Source organism: Bradyrhizobium sp. HKCCYLRH3061, from assembly GCF_051168015.1.
Lineage (GTDB): Bacteria > Pseudomonadota > Alphaproteobacteria > Rhizobiales > Xanthobacteraceae > Bradyrhizobium.
In genome coordinates, this window is the sequence record NZ_JBNPUE010000009.1 from 123,840 (window position 1) to 138,972 (window position 15,133).

Sequence of the window (15,133 nt, forward strand, 5' to 3'; positions counted from 1 at the left end):
TTACGAAAACAGGATCGTCGACAGCCGCTTGCGGCCCTCGATGGTGGCCTCGTCGGCGCCGCCCCAGGCTTCGAAGAACTGCACGAGCTGCTTGCGCGCGCCGTCCTCGTTCCATTTGCGGTCACGCTTCACGATCTCGAGCAACTGGTCGGTGGCTTCCTTCCGCTTGCCCGCGGCGTTCAGCGCGGTCGCCAGGTCGAAACGCGCCTGGTGGTCGAGCGGATTGGCGGCGACCTTCTGTTCGAGCTCGCCGACCGGCCCGAGCGACTGGGCCTGCTCGGCCAGATCGATCGCGGCCTGCACGGCGGAGACCGCCGAATCGCTGCGCTTGGAGTCCGGGACCATCGCCAGCGTCTGCTTGGCCTCGTCGATCGCGCCGAGCTCGACCTGGCACTTGGCAAGCCCGGCGATCGCCGGGATGTTGGCGGCGTCGACCGCGAGCACCTCGGCATAGATCTCGGCCGCGCCCGCCGCATCGCCCTCGGCCAGCACGGCTTCGGCTTCCTTGAGGATCTCGGCGATGTCGGGCTCGCCGGCGCCGGGAACGCCCTTGGTGATCTTTTCGATGAAGGTGGCGACCTGGCTCTCGGGCACGGCACCCATGAAGCCATCGGCGGGCCGTCCGCCGACGAACGCGATCACGGCCGGAATCGACTGGATGCCCATCTGGCCCGGGATGGCCGGATGCTCGTCGATGTTCATCTTGACCAGCTTGACCTTGCCCTTGGCGGCCTTGACGGCCTTTTCCAGGATGGGCGTCAGCTGCTTGCACGGTCCGCACCACGGCGCCCAGAAGTCGATGAGGACCGGCTGCCGCTTGGATTCCTCGATGACGTCCTTCACGAAGCTCTGCGTCGTGGTGTCCTTGATCAGATCCGGCACCTGCGGCGCCGCTCCGCCGCCCTGTTCAACAATGGTCACGGGGTCCCTCGTCCGAAAAAATTCCCGATGGACGGCGACCGGGAACCGGCCGCCGCCGCGCCTCAATACACGTTTTCTTTCACTTTAAGTGGCGGTCCAGCCGGAAATTTCAATCAGCGCCCTTCGGGGTCCGGTGATGGGCAGGTTTTGGCCCGGTTCGGCCGGTCCCGACCGCTAAAATTTGAACGTCGCCGGCGTACGAAACCTGTCGCAGACCTGTTGCATTCGTCCGCGGCATTTGGCATAGGTCTGCCCGTCGCTGGCGGCCACGCCGCCAAGGCGTCACGGATGCGGGTGTAGCTCAGTGGTAGAGCACGACCTTGCCAAGGTCGGGGTCGAGGGTTCGAACCCCTTCGCCCGCTCCAAAAATTCCGCTCCGTTGCTCTCTCGCTTTATGCCTCATCGTTTCGTCGCCGGGGATTTGTCCCAGGCCGCGAGTGCGTCGGCAAATATCCGATCCCCACTTGGACCTTTGCCGATTGCGAGGATGCCCCGGCGCTGGTTTGCATAGACGACCGGGATGTCGAACCATTCGCGCCGCGCGAGAAGCTCCTCATTGCGTGCGCGATCGGCCTCGACGTTGGACAAGCCGACCAGGAACGAGCCTTCGGTGATCTTGACGGAGAGCCCGGCGAGCGGCGTCCCGCGCGACTTCTCATCCGTCTTCATCAGCATTCCCGGCACGTTGCTGACGCCGCCACCGACGAAATCGGCGGCGGGCCTGAAGGTGAGCTCGGCGACATGGCTGGCCGGCAGGCTGGGATCGTCGTTGCGGCGCAGCTGCAGGCTGACCTTCAGCTTGCGCTCGGGAATGTCGATCTCGCCACGGATCACCGGCGTGGGCCGCCCTGATTGTGCATTCTTGACCGTCTCGGTCCGCCAGGTCACCGAGCCGGAATACCGCTTGCCGTTGGGGTTGGAGAGATCCTCGTCATACAGCACCGCGAGTCCGGGCGTCCGCGCGTCCGGCGCGTCGGAGGATGCGGTCGGGCTGGGCAGGGGAGCGCTGCTACGTCCGGCGCCCAGGCCAGCGGGCTGCGCCGGCTTCGCCGCAGCGGCGCTCAGTTGGGCGCTGCCGTCGATCGACGTGAACATCACGAGCGGGCGCTGCGCTCCGTCGGTGGCGCGCTCCACCGCCGCGTTGGTCTGGTTGAAGGTCTCGATCAGGCGTTGGCCAGGCTGCTGGAGCGCTTCTGCAAGGGCGGCGGCGAACACGCCGTGACCGTCCGGACCGCGCTGTCCCGCCGTCCCGGCCTGTGCGGCAAAGGAGATCACGGTCTGTGCGGAAACGTCGACCGGGACGAGGCCGGCGGCAAGACCGGCGATGCCGCGCTCGGCGAACGGATTGGAGCGGAAGGCGTCGAGAATGATCACGTTTTGCCGGGAGCTCGATCCGCTCAGCTCGCGCAGAATGCCAGTCAGGTCGCGCAGCTCGGTGGTCAGGTCCGCGGGCGTCGCCGGCGCCGCGTCGACCGGGACGAGATAATCGGCGCCGCCCAGGTTGAGTCCGTAGCCGGCGTAATAGACCAGCGCGACGTCGGCGTCGGCGATCCGGCCCTTGAACTCGGCCAGCGCGCGATCGAAGCCGCGTCGGTCGAGGTCGATCTGCGCAGCACCACCGCTCAGGGTGAAGCCCAGCCGCGACAGGCTGTCGGCGATCAGCCGGGCGTCCGCCGCCGGCTCGTCCAGCAGCGGCGCGCGCTCGTGGATGGAGTTGCCGATCACCAACGCCACCCGCTTGTCAGCGGCAGCCGGCCCCGTGGTGATCAGGATCGCGCCGACCCAAAGGATGATTGCAGACAGCAGCTGCCCAACTCGGCCGATCACCCGACGCATGCCAACGATCTCCTGCCATCCGATCCGAACGCTCGCGGTGGTAATACCGCAAGTCGAACAAAACCGGAACAAGAATCGTGGCAGAAAAGAGAAAATTGCCGCCGGGTGTTGGCCGCCTAGACGACCACCGGCGTGCGCACCCGCCCGGCGTCGCCGAACACCCGCAGGTAACGCGCGATCTCGGTGGGGTCGCCGGTCGCCTTCTCCGGGTTGTCGGACAGCTTCACGGCGGGATGGCCGTCCGCCGACGTCACCTTGCAGACCAGCGAGATCGGATCGAGGTCGACCGAGCCGTCCGGCGAGCAGCCGACGAAATCGTTGGTCAGGTTGGTGCCCCAGCCGAACGACAGCCGCACCTGGTCGGAGAAGCGATGATGGATCTGCTCGATGGATTCGACGTCCATCGCGTCGGAGAACACCAGGAGCTTCTGCTTGGGATCGCGTCCCTTCGATTTCCACCAGGCGATGATCTCCTCGCCGGCCTGGATCGGCGGCGCGCTGTCGGGCCGGAAGCCGGTCCAGTCGGCGACCCAATCGGGTGCGTCGCGCAGGAAGGCCTTGGTGCCGAATGCGTCGGGCAGCGCGATCAGGAGGTTGCCGGCATAGGTCTGCCGCCACTGGTCGAGAATGCGATAGGGCGCGAAGCGAAGCTCGTCATCGTCCTTGGCAAGCGCCGCCGCGACCATCGGCAGCTCATGCGCGTTGGTGCCGATGGCTTCGAGATCATTGTCCATCGCCAGCAGCACGTTGGAAGTGCCGGTGAACGACGAGCCGAGACCTTCCTTCACGGCCTCGACGCACCAGCGCTGCCACAGGAAGCCGTGACGGCGGCGGGTGCCGAAATCCGACAGCCGCAGGCCGTCCAGCTTGCGCAGCCGCTCCACCTTGGCCCACAGCTTGGCCTTGGCGCGAGCGAACAGTACGTCGAGCGCGAACCGGCCCTGGCCCTTCATCGCCTGGCGCGAGCGCAGCTCGTTGACGATGGCGAGCGCCGGGATCTCCCACATCGTGGTGTGCGTCCATGGCCCATGGAAATGCAGCTCGTACTGGCCCTCGGACTTGCGCAGCTCGTATTCGGGCAGGCGGAAATTGGCGAGCCAGGCGATGAACTCCGGCGAGAACATGTGGGTCTTGCCGTAGAACGTGTTGCCGGCCAGCCAGATCAGTTCCTTCTTGGAGAAGCGGATGGTCCTGGCGTGATCGAGCTGGGCGCGCAATTCGCCTTCGTCGATGACGTCGCCGAGCCGCACGCGCTTCGTCCGGTTGATCACCGAGAAGGTCACCTGCTGATTCGGGTAGAACTCCCGAATCATCTGCAGCATCAACAGCTTGTAAAAATCGGTGTCGAGCAGGCTGCGCACGATCGGATCGAGGCGCCAACCGTGATTATAGGTCCTGCTCGCGATGTCTGTGACTGTCATATGATCGTTCTACAGCGCCGGTCGCAAACCCGCCACTGGGCTTGTCGCAGGTGAACCTTGCGGCGCGGCGGCATCCTGGCTCGCGCTTGTGAGCGCTATTTGCGCGCCAGCAGCGGCACGCCGGGGTCGAACGTCAGCACCGCCTCGGCCCATTTCGCGACGCGGAGCACGTGGAGGTCGTTGCGATAGGGGCCGGCGATCTGCACGCCCAGCGGCAGGCCATGATTGCCGAACCCCGCCGGCAGGGAGACGGCTGGCGCTCCGACGAAGGTCCAGGGCGCGCAATATTCGGCATCGCCGGTCCAATCGAGGCCGCGCGGCGCTTCCCCGAAGGCCGGCAAGGTGAGCACCGCATCGAAGCCGTCGAGCTCGGTTGCGAGCGCCCTCTGCCGATGCGCCTGCGCGGCCTTGGCGGCGAGATATTCCATGGCGGTCTTGCTGCGGCCGCTCTCGACATGGTCCTTCATGACTGCGCTGACGCGATCCGGATAGCGCGCGATCAGGTCGGAGAAGATCGTGGTCGCCTCGCTGAGCATGATGGTGGTGACCGCCTTCCCGTTTGCCGTATCGAGCTCTCTCAGTTCGATCTCGGTGATCGCCGCGCCGGCGCTGCGCAACGTGTCGACGACCGACTCGAACACCGCCTTCTGGTCCGCCTCCGCGCGCTCCCATTTGGCGAAGCGTACCACCGCGAGCCGCGGCCTGGAGAGCGGCGCGACGCCCTGCGCAACATCCACCGTGAAGCCCGGCAGCGGCCGGCCGTGGCGATCGTCGGCGCTGCTGCCGGCCAGCAGCGAGAGGGCCAAGGCGACGTCGTCGACGCGGCGGGCGAAGAAGCCGACATGGTCGAGCGACGGGCTGAGCGGATGCACGCCGACGCGGGGAATCGCGCCGAAGCTCGGCTTGAAGCCGACGACGCCGTTGAACGCCGCCGGCCGGATCACCGAGCCGAGCGTCTGCGTGCCCAGCGCCAGCGGCACCAGGCCCGCCGCAACCGCCGCGGCTGATCCGGACGATGAGCCGCCCGGCGTGTGCTCGGGGTTCCATGGGTTGACGGTCGGGCCTGGATGACGCCAGGCGAATTCGGTCGAGACCGTCTTGCCGAAGATCGTCGCGCCGAGATCGCGCAGCCGCTCGACCACCCAGGCGTCCGCCTCCGGGACGTGATCGCGATAGATCTGCGAGCCGTTGGTGGTCGGCATGTCCGAGGTGGCGATGATGTCCTTGATGGCGACGGGAATTCCGCGCAGCGGTCCGGCCTTCGCCGTGACGTCGCGCGGCAGATATTCGAACGCCTTCAACTGCGGCTCGATCGCTCGTGTCCTCGTCAGACATTCTTCACCATAGCCCGCCGCCGCGGCCGGATCGGCGGCGAACCGGCGCAGCAGCTCGAGAACACCTGCACCGGCCTTCGGCGTCTGAAGTTCGGACTGTCGCGACATCGGGCATCCTGTTTGGCACGAGTTTTGTTCGGCACGAGTCTTGGAGGTTCTCGCACGGCCCGCGCCCGCTCGTGCTGCCGCAGAGTAGCGACTGGCGATGCGCCCGCCAGTCGCGCCTGCGATCAGTGCGTATGAATACAGCGCATGGCCGTTCTTGCCGTCAGCGCAAAAGCGATCGATGGGTTGCAAGAGCGCGCACATCAAGCGCGCATTTGGCATGCTTTGAGTGCAGAGGCGGCTCGTGAGTGCCGCGCAAACTTCGCCGCAATCCGCTTCTCACCCGCTCAGGATGTGCTACCATTTTCGCGCAGGACCACTCGACGTGGCCGGCCAAAGAACGTCCTCAGATACGTTCCGAAAAGTAGACGCAGCCAGACGAGCTGCCTCATGGGAGTGAAGCGATGACATCGGCTTTCCACCGAAGCATTCTTGCGCTTGCAACAATCGGTCTTCTCGCCGGCACCAGCATTGCCGGCGCGCAGCAGAAATCCGACGCGGGTAAGCCGCTCAAGAAGTACGAATCGGGCACCAAGGAATTCTGGACGCATCCGCCGGACGACTGGTTCCTCGGCGACGAGACCGAGGCGCAGAAGGGGTTGGCGCCGCCATCGGGCCCGCCGACCGGCGCCTCCGATGCCGAGCTCGCCAAGATCGTCAAGCAGGTGAAGCTGCCCGACGGCTTCAAGATGGAAGTCTGGGCCTCGGGCGTGCTTGCCGCGCGGCAGATGGCCTGGGGCGACAAGGGCACGCTGTTCGTCGGCTCGTTCGGGCTCGGCAACGTCTATGCGATCAGCGACAAGGGCGGCAAGCGCGAGGTCAAGACGGTCCTCAAGGGCCTGAACATGCCGACCGGCCTCGCCTTCCAGGACGGCAATCTGTACGTCATCGCCGTCGACAAGCTGATCAAATATGAGAATGCCGAGGCCAATCTCGACAATCTCGGCCAGGGCAAGGTCGTCTATGACGACATGCCGTCCTATGCGGCGCATGGCTGGAAATACATCGCGGTCGACAAGGACGGCTGGTTCTATATTCCCTTCGGACCGCCCTTCAACATCGGCATTCCGCCGACATCGGTGTCGCAGATCCGCCGCGTCGATCCGCGCACCGGCAATGCCGAGATCTATGCGCTCGGCGTGCGCAACAGCGTCGGCGGCGACGTCGATCCGCGCACCGGCAAATACTGGTTCACGGAGAATGCGCGCGACTGGGTCAGCGACGATCTGCCGAGCGACAAACTCAACATGATCTCGAAGCTCGGCGAGCATTTCGGCTATCCCTATTGCCACCAGGGCGACCTGCCGGATCCGAAGTTCGCGATGGGCCACAAATGCTCGGAGTTCACGCCTCCTGTGCTGAACCTCGGGGCTCACGTCGCGCCCCTGGGCATGAAGTTCTATACCGGCGACCAGTTCCCGGCGGAGTACAAGAACAACATCCTGATCGCCGAGCACGGCTCCTGGAACCGGCACAAGTACCAGGGCGCCCGGATCATGCGCGTCATCGTCGGTCCCGACGGCAAGGACGCCAAGCAAGAGGTGTTCGCTTCCGGCTTCATCGAGGGCGACCAGGGCTACCTCGGCCGTCCCGACGACATCATCCTCGCCAAGGACGGTTCGATCCTGGTGGCGGACGACTGGGCCGGCGCGATCTATCGCATCAGCTACGAGAAGAAGTGATCTCGTCGTGAAAGCGGGGCTGCGCGCTGCCTTATGGCGGCCGCAGCCCCAACTATTTTCGGGGCTGCGCGTTGATCTGAGCGTGGCGATCCCGGCCGCGCAGGCGAAGCCGGGCATTCGGAGGATTTGACATGCGTCATGGAGTTGCCGCTGCGGCATGCGTGCTGGCGCTGGTGTTGATGAGCCCCTCCGCGCAGGCGGCTGATGTCGAAGCCGGCAAGGCAAAGGCCGAGCTCTGCGTCGGCTGCCATGGCGAGAACGGCATCTCGCAGACCGAGAACATTCCTTCGCTGGCCGGCCAGCAGGACCAGTTCATCCAGTGGCAGCTGGTGTTCTTCCGGGCCGGCACCCGCAAGAACGAGGCGATGAAGCCGATCATCGATCAGCTGAACAACGAGGACATCCGCAACCTCGGCGCCTATTTCGCTTCGCTGCAGCCGGCGAAGTCACCGCCCGACGATAATCCGGAGCTGTCGAAGAAGGGCGCCGAAGCCGCCGCCGGTCGCCGCTGTGCCTCATGCCATCTCGACAGCTATGCCGGCACCAAGGGCGTGGCGCGGCTCGCCGGCCAGCGCGAGGAATATCTCGTCAAGGCGCTGCACGACTACAAGAGCGGACAACGCGTCGGCGGCAGCCAGGCCGCGATGACGGATGTTGCCTATCCGCTGAGCGACGAGGAGATCACGGCGCTCGCGCATTATCTCGCGCATGTGCAGTGACGGGTGATCGACTGGAGGCCTCGCGCCACCCACAGCCGTCGTCCCGGACAAGCCCGCCGACGCGAAGCGTCGGTGGGTGCCGATCCGGGACCCATACCGCGGAGTCTATCGAGGAAGTTCGCTGGCAGTCGCCTGCCTCACCACGGCCGCGGCGTATGGGTCCCGGCTCAAGGCCGGGACGACGGCGGAGTGTGTGGTGGCGCCGGAGCTGACTTACGCGTCCGCCCTTGAGGCCACGCAACGTCAGGGACTACTTGCCCCGCTGCGCCTCGTACACCTTCAGCTGAGTATATGAAATCCGCAGCCGCGGCACCGGGACCTTGGCGGCATCGGCGCGGGCGACGAGATCGCCGATGACGTGATCGGCCTCGATCGGCAGGCCGGCGCGCAGATCGCGGAACATCGAGGCGGTCATGGGGGAACCCTCCGCCGTGAGCATGCCGGAAACGCGCTGGAAGAACGCGCCGGCCGGCGCGTAGCCTGCAGCCGCAGCGGTGGCGCTGCATTCGTCGAGCATGCCGAGCAGGAAATCCTTGCCGCCCGGCGCGGTCAGGATCACGCCGACCGGCCCGCGCATCAAGGTGGTCGACGCCGCGAGCGAGGACAGGAAAACCCACTTCTCCCACATGTCCTGCATGATGTTCTCGCTGGCCGACGCATTGAAATTGCCGCGCTGGAAAATCTCGAAGATCGCGCGGACGCGCTCCGACGATCCGCCGTCGCGTTCGCCGAAGCTCAGCGACTGCATCGGCTGCAGCTGCACCACCTCGCGGCTCTCGTTCAAGGTCGCGGCGATGGCGCAGAGCCCGCCGAGCACGCGCGCGCGACCGAACCTGGCGTCGAGCACGTCGAGGTGCCTCATGCCGTTCAGCATCGGAATGATCGCGGTGTCAGGTCCCACCGCGGGTGCAAACGAGTCGATCGCGTCGTCGAGATCAAACGCCTTGCAGCTCAGCAGTACGACGTCGAAGTGCTGCTTCAAACCGTCCGCCTGCACCGTCTTCGGATTGGGCAAGGTGACGTCACCGGTCGGACTGCGGATCACGAGGCCGGCACTGGCGAGCTCAGCCGCGCGGCGCGGGCGGACCAGGAAGGTGACATCGGCACCGGACTGCAACAGCCGGCCGCCGAAATAGCCGCCGATGGCACCGGCGCCGACGACGAGAATACGCATGGGTGGATCCCTCTGTGAGCGGGCCGCATCATGCAGAAGCGAGTGGCGAATGGCGAGTAGCGAATGGGAATAGGCTCCATTCCCTATTCGCTACTCCCTATTCGCCATTCGCCTCTACCACTTCTCGCCGAACGGCCGGATCTCCATTTCGAAGGTCCAGGCGCTCTTCGGCTGCTGGTAGAGCTGCCAATAGGCGCCCGCAACCGAGGACGGCGGCATCAGCAGGTCCGGATTGTCCAGCGCCTCCTGACCCCAGAGCTGGGCGCGGCGCTCGCGCACCCAGGCGGTGTCGACGCCGGAATCGATGATCAGGTGGGCGACATGGATGTTCTGCGGCATCAGTTCGCGGGCCATCGCCTGCGCCACGGCGCGCAGGCCGAACTTGGCCGAAGCGAAGGCCGCATAGCCGGAGCCGCCGCGCAGCGACGCGGTCGCGCCGGTGAAGAAGATCTTGCCGCCGCCGCGGGGCAGCATCAGCCGGGCGGCCTCGCGCCCGGTGACGAAGCCGGCCCAGCACGCCATCTCCCAGACCTTGCGGAACACCCGATCCGTCGTCTCCAGGATCGGGAAGTTCACGTTGGCGCCGACATTGAAGATCACGACCTCGAGCGGCGCATGCTTGTCGGCGTCGTTGAGGAAGGCGGTGGTTTCGTCCTCCTTGCGGGCATCGAGCGAGCGCGCCACGATCCGCCCGCCGGCGGCCTCGACCTCCGCGACCAGCGGCGCGAGCTTGTCGCCATTGCGGCGGCCGGCGAACACCGTGAAGCCTTCGGACGCGAACTTCTTGACGATCTCGGCGCCGATGTAGTCGCCGGCCCCGACGACCGCGACGGTGGCGTTGCGCTGTTGCATGCTTGCTCTCCGTTCTCCCGAGGCGTCATTGCAAGGAGCGAAGCGATCCAGTCCTGGATCGCTTCGCTTCGCTCGCGATGACGGCGATTACCTGCCCAGGATGTAGTCCTCGACGTCGCGCAGCTGTTCCTTGCCGAAGAACATCTCGTTGCCGACGAAGAAGGTGGGCGAACCGAATGCGCCGCGCTCGACCGCGGCTTGCGTGTTCTCCACGAGCTTCGCCTTGACCTCGGGCTCCTGGGCGCGCGCGAACAGCCTGGCCCCGTCGAGCCCGGAGGATGTGATCGCGGCGATCGCGATCTCGGGATCGTCCATCTTCTTCGGCTCGCGCCACATGTGGTGGAAGGCCGCGTCGACATAGGCCTCGAACACGCCTTCGAGCTGGGCGGCGATGGCCGCGCGCATCAGGTTCAGCGTATTCACCGGGAAGTATGGATTCCAGACCCAGGGCTGCACGTGGTAGCGCTTCAGGAAGCGCTGCGTCTCGACCTCGTGGAACTCGCGCTTGTTCCTGACGCCGGCGAGCGACTCGGCGGGCGACTTGTTGTTGGTCGCCTTGAAGATGCCGCCGAGCAGCACCGGGACATAGTAGAACTGGACGCCGATCCGCTGCACGATCGCCGGGATCGCCTCATGGCTCAGATAGGCGTTGGGACTGCCGAAGTCGAACATGAATTCTGGCGCTGGACGGCTCATGGGCGGTCTCCTCGGTTTTTCACATTGTGGTCCAGCGCAGCAGCCCCGTCCAGGGTTTTATGACGGTCATCATATTCCAGCGGCCGGGAGGCATCGGGAGTGCATCAGATCATCCTGTGCACCGTCCGCTTGCGCCAGACCACGAGATAATAGCTCATCTGCAGCAGCATCATCGCGGCGAATGTGATGGGATAGGCGAGCCAGACGCCGTCGAGTCCGATGCTGCGGCTAAGCCAGGTGGCAGCCGGCACCTCGATCGCGGCGATCGCAAACGCCGAGATCGCCAGCGGCATCCACACCGTTCCGGACGCGCGCATCGCCGACGAGAACGTGATGGATATGCCGAACAGCACCGAGCTCCACAGCACGATGTGCAGCGAATGCTGCGCCACCTCGATGACGGCTGGGTCGGTGATGAAGAAGCCCATCAGCACCCGTGAGAACAGATAGCCGATCGCGACGAGGCCGCCGGTCAGCACGACATTCATCTCGATGCCGGTCCGCACGATGTCGCCGATCTGCTTGGCCTGGCCGCGGCCGATCGCCTGGGCGCCGAAGATCGAGACCGAGATTGCGATCGACAGCGCCGGAAACTGCACATAGCCGAGCACCTGGTTGACCGCGCCATAGGCCGCCGTCGCGTCCGAGCCGAAGCCGTTGACGAGTCCGATCAACACCATCTCCGCCAGCGACATCACGATCATGCCGATCGCGGCGGGAATGCCGAGCCGCAGCACCGCCCGCAGCAGCTTCGCATCCGGCAGCATGCCGCGCAGGAAAGCCGCGTCGATCGCCAGCGGGTGCTTGCGCCGGCGCAGATGGACATGGAGCCAGGCCAGCGTCGTCAGGGTCGAGATTGCCGAGGCCCAGGCCGCACTGGCGACGCCGAGAACGGGCGCGCCGAGCCAGCCGCGGATGAACACCGGCGTCAGCACCAGCCCGAGCGTGGTCGACGCGGCGAGCGAGGCCAGCGGCGTCACGGTGTCGCCGACGCCGCGCATCTGCGAGGACAGCAGGATGTAGGCGAAGGTCAGCGGCATTGTGATCATCATGATGCGGGCATAGCCCGCGGCGGCATCGAGGATGTTGGCGGGCGTGGCGAGCGCGGTCAGCAATTCGCGGCTGAACACGCCGCCCAGCACCGCGATCAGGCCGCCGAGCAGCAGCGCGATGCTCAGGGTCGTGCCGGCGATCTGCTTCACCTTGGCCGGCTCGCCGGCGCCCCAGGCCTGTCCGATCAGGACGCCGGCGCCCGAGCCGAGGCCCATGACGAAGGAGACGAAGAAGAACATCGCCGGGAAGAACACCGAGACCGCGGCGAGCGCATCGACGCCGATCATCTGGCCGAGATAGACATTGTTGATGGTGCCGAACAGCGATTGCAGGATATTGCTCAGCATCATCGGGACGACGAACATCAGGAACGGCTTGCGCAGCGAGGCGGTTGGCGGCGACACGGCATGGTTCTCCGTCGACCGCCCTTCGTTCGAGGCACGGCCGTGTTGCGAGGAATGGAAGCGAGAGCCGCCGCGAGCGGCCGCTCTCGTTGACTGTCGAAATCAGCCGATCTCACTCGGCCCTGTGGCGATGCGCGAGCGCCACTGCATGGTCGCGGATGTCGGGCGGCCAGTCCGCGATCAAGCCGGCGAAGCGGGCGAGATCGCCGGCGAACAGCGCGCGGGACGCCTCCTCGAACTGCGGCAGGTTGCTGCCGATCCCCGACATGAAGTGATAGGCCGCGTCACGCGCCTCGCGGGCGCGGTCGCTGTCGCCATTGGCGCGCCCGGCTTCGTGGACCAGCTTGCGCAGCGCGACCGAGGCGCCGCCCGGCTGCGCATTGAGCCAGTCCCAGTGCTGCGGCAGCAACGTGACCTCGCGGGCCACGACCCCGAGCTTCGGCCGGCCGCGGCCGCGCGGCCCGCTCGGCGGTTGGTCCGCGGCCACGCCGGCCTCGACCGGCAGGCGCGCCAGGATCTCCCGGTCGCTGCCGCGCAGATCGATGTCGATCGGCTGCCCGGTGCGGTCGTTGAAGATCACGATCGGCGCGGAGTTCGGCGCGGCGTGTTTCAGCACCAGCGCCACCTTGGGCAGGGGCCCGGCGGCGATCCGGGTCTGGCCGGCAAATGCGGTGAAAGTGTCCATGGCTTGGTCCCTTTGATGCGCTTAATAAGACCCGGGCGAAATTAAAGTCAATATTACCCGGATAATTATTGTGACTCTCCTCCAGTGCCGAGGACGCCTCGCCGAACCCGTGCCGTCCTGCTACGGAACGGCGCCCGCCACCCGATCCGTCCCTGGGAACCCCATGCTCACCGTTCACCACCTCAACAATTCCCGCTCGCAACGCGTGCTCTGGCTGCTCGAGGAGCTCGGCGTCCCCTACGAGATCATCCGCTACGAGCGCCAGCCCGACATGCGCGCGCCCAAGGAGCTGCGCGCCATTCATCCGCTCGGCAAGTCGCCCGTGATCACCGACAACGGCAACACGGTCGCGGAGTCCGGCGCGATCGTCGAATATCTGATCGAGACCTATGGCAATGGCCGCCTGATCCCGCCGCCGAAAACGCCGGAGCGGCTGCGCTATTCGTACTGGCTGCACTATGCAGAGGGCTCGGCGATGCCGCTGCTGCTGCTGAAGCTGCTGTTCAACATCATGCCGAAGCGCGCGCCGGCGCTGCTGCGTCCGATCGTGCGCAAGGTGTCGAACCAGGCGCTGACCACGCTGGTCAATCCGCAGCTCAAGCAGCACATGGCGTTCTGGGAAAGCGAGCTGCAGAAGAGCGAGTGGTTTGCCGGCGAGGCCTTCACCGCCGCCGACATCCAGATGAGCTTCCCGCTGCAGGCGGCGGCATCGCGCGGCGGTCTGGAGCAGGGCCATCCGCGGGCGATGGATTTCCTCGCCCGCATCGAGGCACGGCCGGCCTACAAGATCGCGCTGGAGAAGGGCGGGCCCTACGAGGTCGGCCGCTGAAGCCGGCGTCTATTTCGATTGCGCGGCGGTGGCTTCCGTCGCCGCGATCACCTCGCGCACCAGCCGCGCGACGCCCTTGATGTCGCCGTCGGGGTCGATGGAATCACCGAGCCTGGCCACCACCATGCGCTGGCTCGGCATGATCACGAGCCGCTGGCCGAGCAGGCCAAAGGCGAAGAATGCATCCGCCGGAATGCCGGCGCGCGCCCGTCCCTGCGCGTGAACGTGCTGGCTGCGGTTGGTCCACAATCCCGCGCCATAGTCGGTGTCCGGCGTCGCGGTCGCCGACATCGCCACCCAGCCCTCGGGCAGGATGCGCTTGTCCCCGGCGACGCCGTCGCCGAGATAGAGCAGCCCCAGCTTCGCCCAGTCCCGCGCGCTCGCCAGCATGTTGCCGTAACCTTGCAGCGTGCCGGTGCCGTCGAACTGCAGCGTCGCGCTGCGCATGCCGAGCGGATGGAACAGCTCGCGCCACGCGAATTCGATCGCCTGCTCGGGACCGCCGGCGGCGTCGCGGATGATGCGCGCCAGGATCTGGGTGCTCGCGCTCGAATAGGCCCAGCGCTGTCCCGGCGGCGCAATCAGCGGCGCATGCACCGCGAACGCCGCCATGTCGCGGTGGATGTCCATCTGGCTCGACGGATCGAAGCCGGAATTGGTTTCGTCCAGCGCCAGGCCTGACGTCATGCGCATCAACTGCTCGATGGTGATGTCGTGGCGCGGATCCCTCGGCTCGCGCCATTCCGCGACCGGCGCCGGGATCGACGGGCTCAGTCTGCCCTGCCGGGTGAGGATGCCCAGCAGCGCATTGGTGACCGTCTTGGTCATCGAGAACCCCATGAGCGGGGTATCGACGCCGATGTTCGGCGCATAGCGTTCCGCGATCAGGCGACCGTCCTTGACGACGACGATCGCCTTGGTGCGGCGGAATGGCGGGCTGGCCGGCTCCTCGAAGGCGTGATCGAGCGCCGCCTTCAGCGCGGGATCGCTGGGCTCCACCGCAGCGTCTTCGGCGAAGTCGGGCAAGGCGGGAGCAGGCGCGGCGGCGCGCAGCGCAGCGACGTCGGTGTGGGGCACGTAAGGCGGCTTCTGACCCTGAAGCGTCACGCAACCGAGACCGTCGTGATACGAGGCCCGGGTGGCGTGCAGGCCGAGCAGCGACACCTCCACCATGCGCATGTCGGGCTCCACCCGGTAGCGCATCACGGCCCGCAACCGGCGCAGACCGGGCCGTTCCATGGTCTCCGCAAACACCGTCTGCGGATCGAGGCCGGAGACGTAGGTCTTGGCGCAGATCATCTCGGCGACCACGGTGGTCGCGACGCGCAGCGCCCGGTCAGGCCGATAGGTGAGCCACCCCGCCACCAGCAGGGCCGCAAACACCAGCAGACCGACCACGAATCTTCGCAAATGCACCAGAAC

At 66.4% G+C, this 15,133-nt stretch carries 13 protein-coding genes and 1 tRNA gene; 4 read left to right on the plus strand and 10 right to left on the minus strand.

The window, feature by feature from the left end:
• A complete protein-coding gene (trxA, locus tag ACQR2C_RS16635; protein WP_434846061.1) occupies window positions 1-921 on the minus strand; it encodes a thioredoxin in 921 nt (306 codons plus the stop codon).
• A gap of 290 nt (window positions 922-1,211) precedes the next feature.
• Between trxA and ACQR2C_RS16640 the strand changes: the two genes are divergently transcribed.
• Window positions 1,212-1,286: transfer RNA gene (locus ACQR2C_RS16640), tRNA-Gly, on the plus strand.
• 34 nt (window positions 1,287-1,320) lie between these two features.
• On the opposite strand, the gene ACQR2C_RS16645 is transcribed toward ACQR2C_RS16640, so the two are convergent.
• The 3 genes from ACQR2C_RS16645 to ACQR2C_RS16655 all read right to left on the minus strand — a co-directional run bounded on the left by ACQR2C_RS16645 (window position 1,321) and on the right by ACQR2C_RS16655 (window position 5,620).
• A complete protein-coding gene (locus ACQR2C_RS16645; RefSeq protein WP_434881638.1) occupies window positions 1,321-2,757 on the minus strand; it encodes a caspase family protein in 1,437 nt (478 codons plus the stop codon).
• Between the two features lie 116 nt (window positions 2,758-2,873).
• On the minus strand, window positions 2,874-4,178 hold the full coding sequence (pncB, locus tag ACQR2C_RS16650) for a nicotinate phosphoribosyltransferase (protein ID WP_316180243.1): 1,305 nt from the start codon (window positions 4,176-4,178) through the stop codon (window positions 2,874-2,876).
• Between the two features lie 95 nt (window positions 4,179-4,273).
• Complete coding sequence (locus ACQR2C_RS16655) at window positions 4,274-5,620, minus strand: amidase (protein ID WP_434881639.1); 1,347 nt, start codon at window positions 5,618-5,620, stop codon at window positions 4,274-4,276.
• A 401-nt stretch (window positions 5,621-6,021) separates the two neighbouring features.
• Here ACQR2C_RS16655 and ACQR2C_RS16660 point away from each other — a divergent pair, with 401 nt between their 5' ends.
• Together ACQR2C_RS16660 and ACQR2C_RS16665 are read left to right on the plus strand one after the other, a co-directional pair.
• Complete coding sequence (locus ACQR2C_RS16660) at window positions 6,022-7,299, plus strand: PQQ-dependent sugar dehydrogenase (protein ID WP_315800769.1); 1,278 nt, start codon at window positions 6,022-6,024, stop codon at window positions 7,297-7,299.
• Between the two features lie 131 nt (window positions 7,300-7,430).
• A complete protein-coding gene (locus tag ACQR2C_RS16665) occupies window positions 7,431-8,018 on the plus strand; it encodes a c-type cytochrome (RefSeq protein WP_434838814.1) in 588 nt (195 codons plus the stop codon).
• A 250-nt stretch (window positions 8,019-8,268) separates the two neighbouring features.
• Here ACQR2C_RS16665 and panE read toward each other — a convergent pair whose 3' ends face one another.
• The 5 genes from panE to ACQR2C_RS16690 all read right to left on the minus strand — a co-directional run bounded on the left by panE (window position 8,269) and on the right by ACQR2C_RS16690 (window position 12,882).
• Entirely contained in the window at window positions 8,269-9,192 is a 924-nt protein-coding gene (gene panE, locus ACQR2C_RS16670) for a 2-dehydropantoate 2-reductase (protein ID WP_434881640.1), read from the minus strand.
• 114 nt (window positions 9,193-9,306) lie between these two features.
• Complete coding sequence (locus ACQR2C_RS16675) at window positions 9,307-10,044, minus strand: SDR family oxidoreductase (RefSeq protein WP_434881641.1); 738 nt, start codon at window positions 10,042-10,044, stop codon at window positions 9,307-9,309.
• 87 nt (window positions 10,045-10,131) lie between these two features.
• Window positions 10,132-10,740, minus strand: coding sequence for a 2-hydroxychromene-2-carboxylate isomerase (locus ACQR2C_RS16680; RefSeq protein WP_434881642.1), 609 nt, complete (start codon window positions 10,738-10,740; stop codon window positions 10,132-10,134).
• Between the two features lie 104 nt (window positions 10,741-10,844).
• On the minus strand, window positions 10,845-12,158 hold the full coding sequence (locus ACQR2C_RS16685; protein ID WP_434881691.1) for an MATE family efflux transporter: 1,314 nt from the start codon (window positions 12,156-12,158) through the stop codon (window positions 10,845-10,847).
• A gap of 151 nt (window positions 12,159-12,309) precedes the next feature.
• The gene (locus tag ACQR2C_RS16690) at window positions 12,310-12,882 is read right to left on the minus strand and encodes a DUF2239 family protein (RefSeq protein ID WP_434881643.1); all 573 of its coding nucleotides are present in this window, start codon (window positions 12,880-12,882) and stop codon (window positions 12,310-12,312) included.
• Between the two features lie 163 nt (window positions 12,883-13,045).
• Here ACQR2C_RS16690 and ACQR2C_RS16695 point away from each other — a divergent pair, with 163 nt between their 5' ends.
• Window positions 13,046-13,711, plus strand: coding sequence for a glutathione S-transferase family protein (locus tag ACQR2C_RS16695; RefSeq protein ID WP_316180255.1), 666 nt, complete (start codon window positions 13,046-13,048; stop codon window positions 13,709-13,711).
• Window positions 13,712-13,720: 9 nt separating this feature from the next.
• Here ACQR2C_RS16695 and ACQR2C_RS16700 read toward each other — a convergent pair whose 3' ends face one another.
• Window positions 13,721-15,127, minus strand: coding sequence for a serine hydrolase domain-containing protein (locus ACQR2C_RS16700; protein WP_434881644.1), 1,407 nt, complete (start codon window positions 15,125-15,127; stop codon window positions 13,721-13,723).
• Window positions 15,128-15,133: the final 6 nt, after the last annotated feature.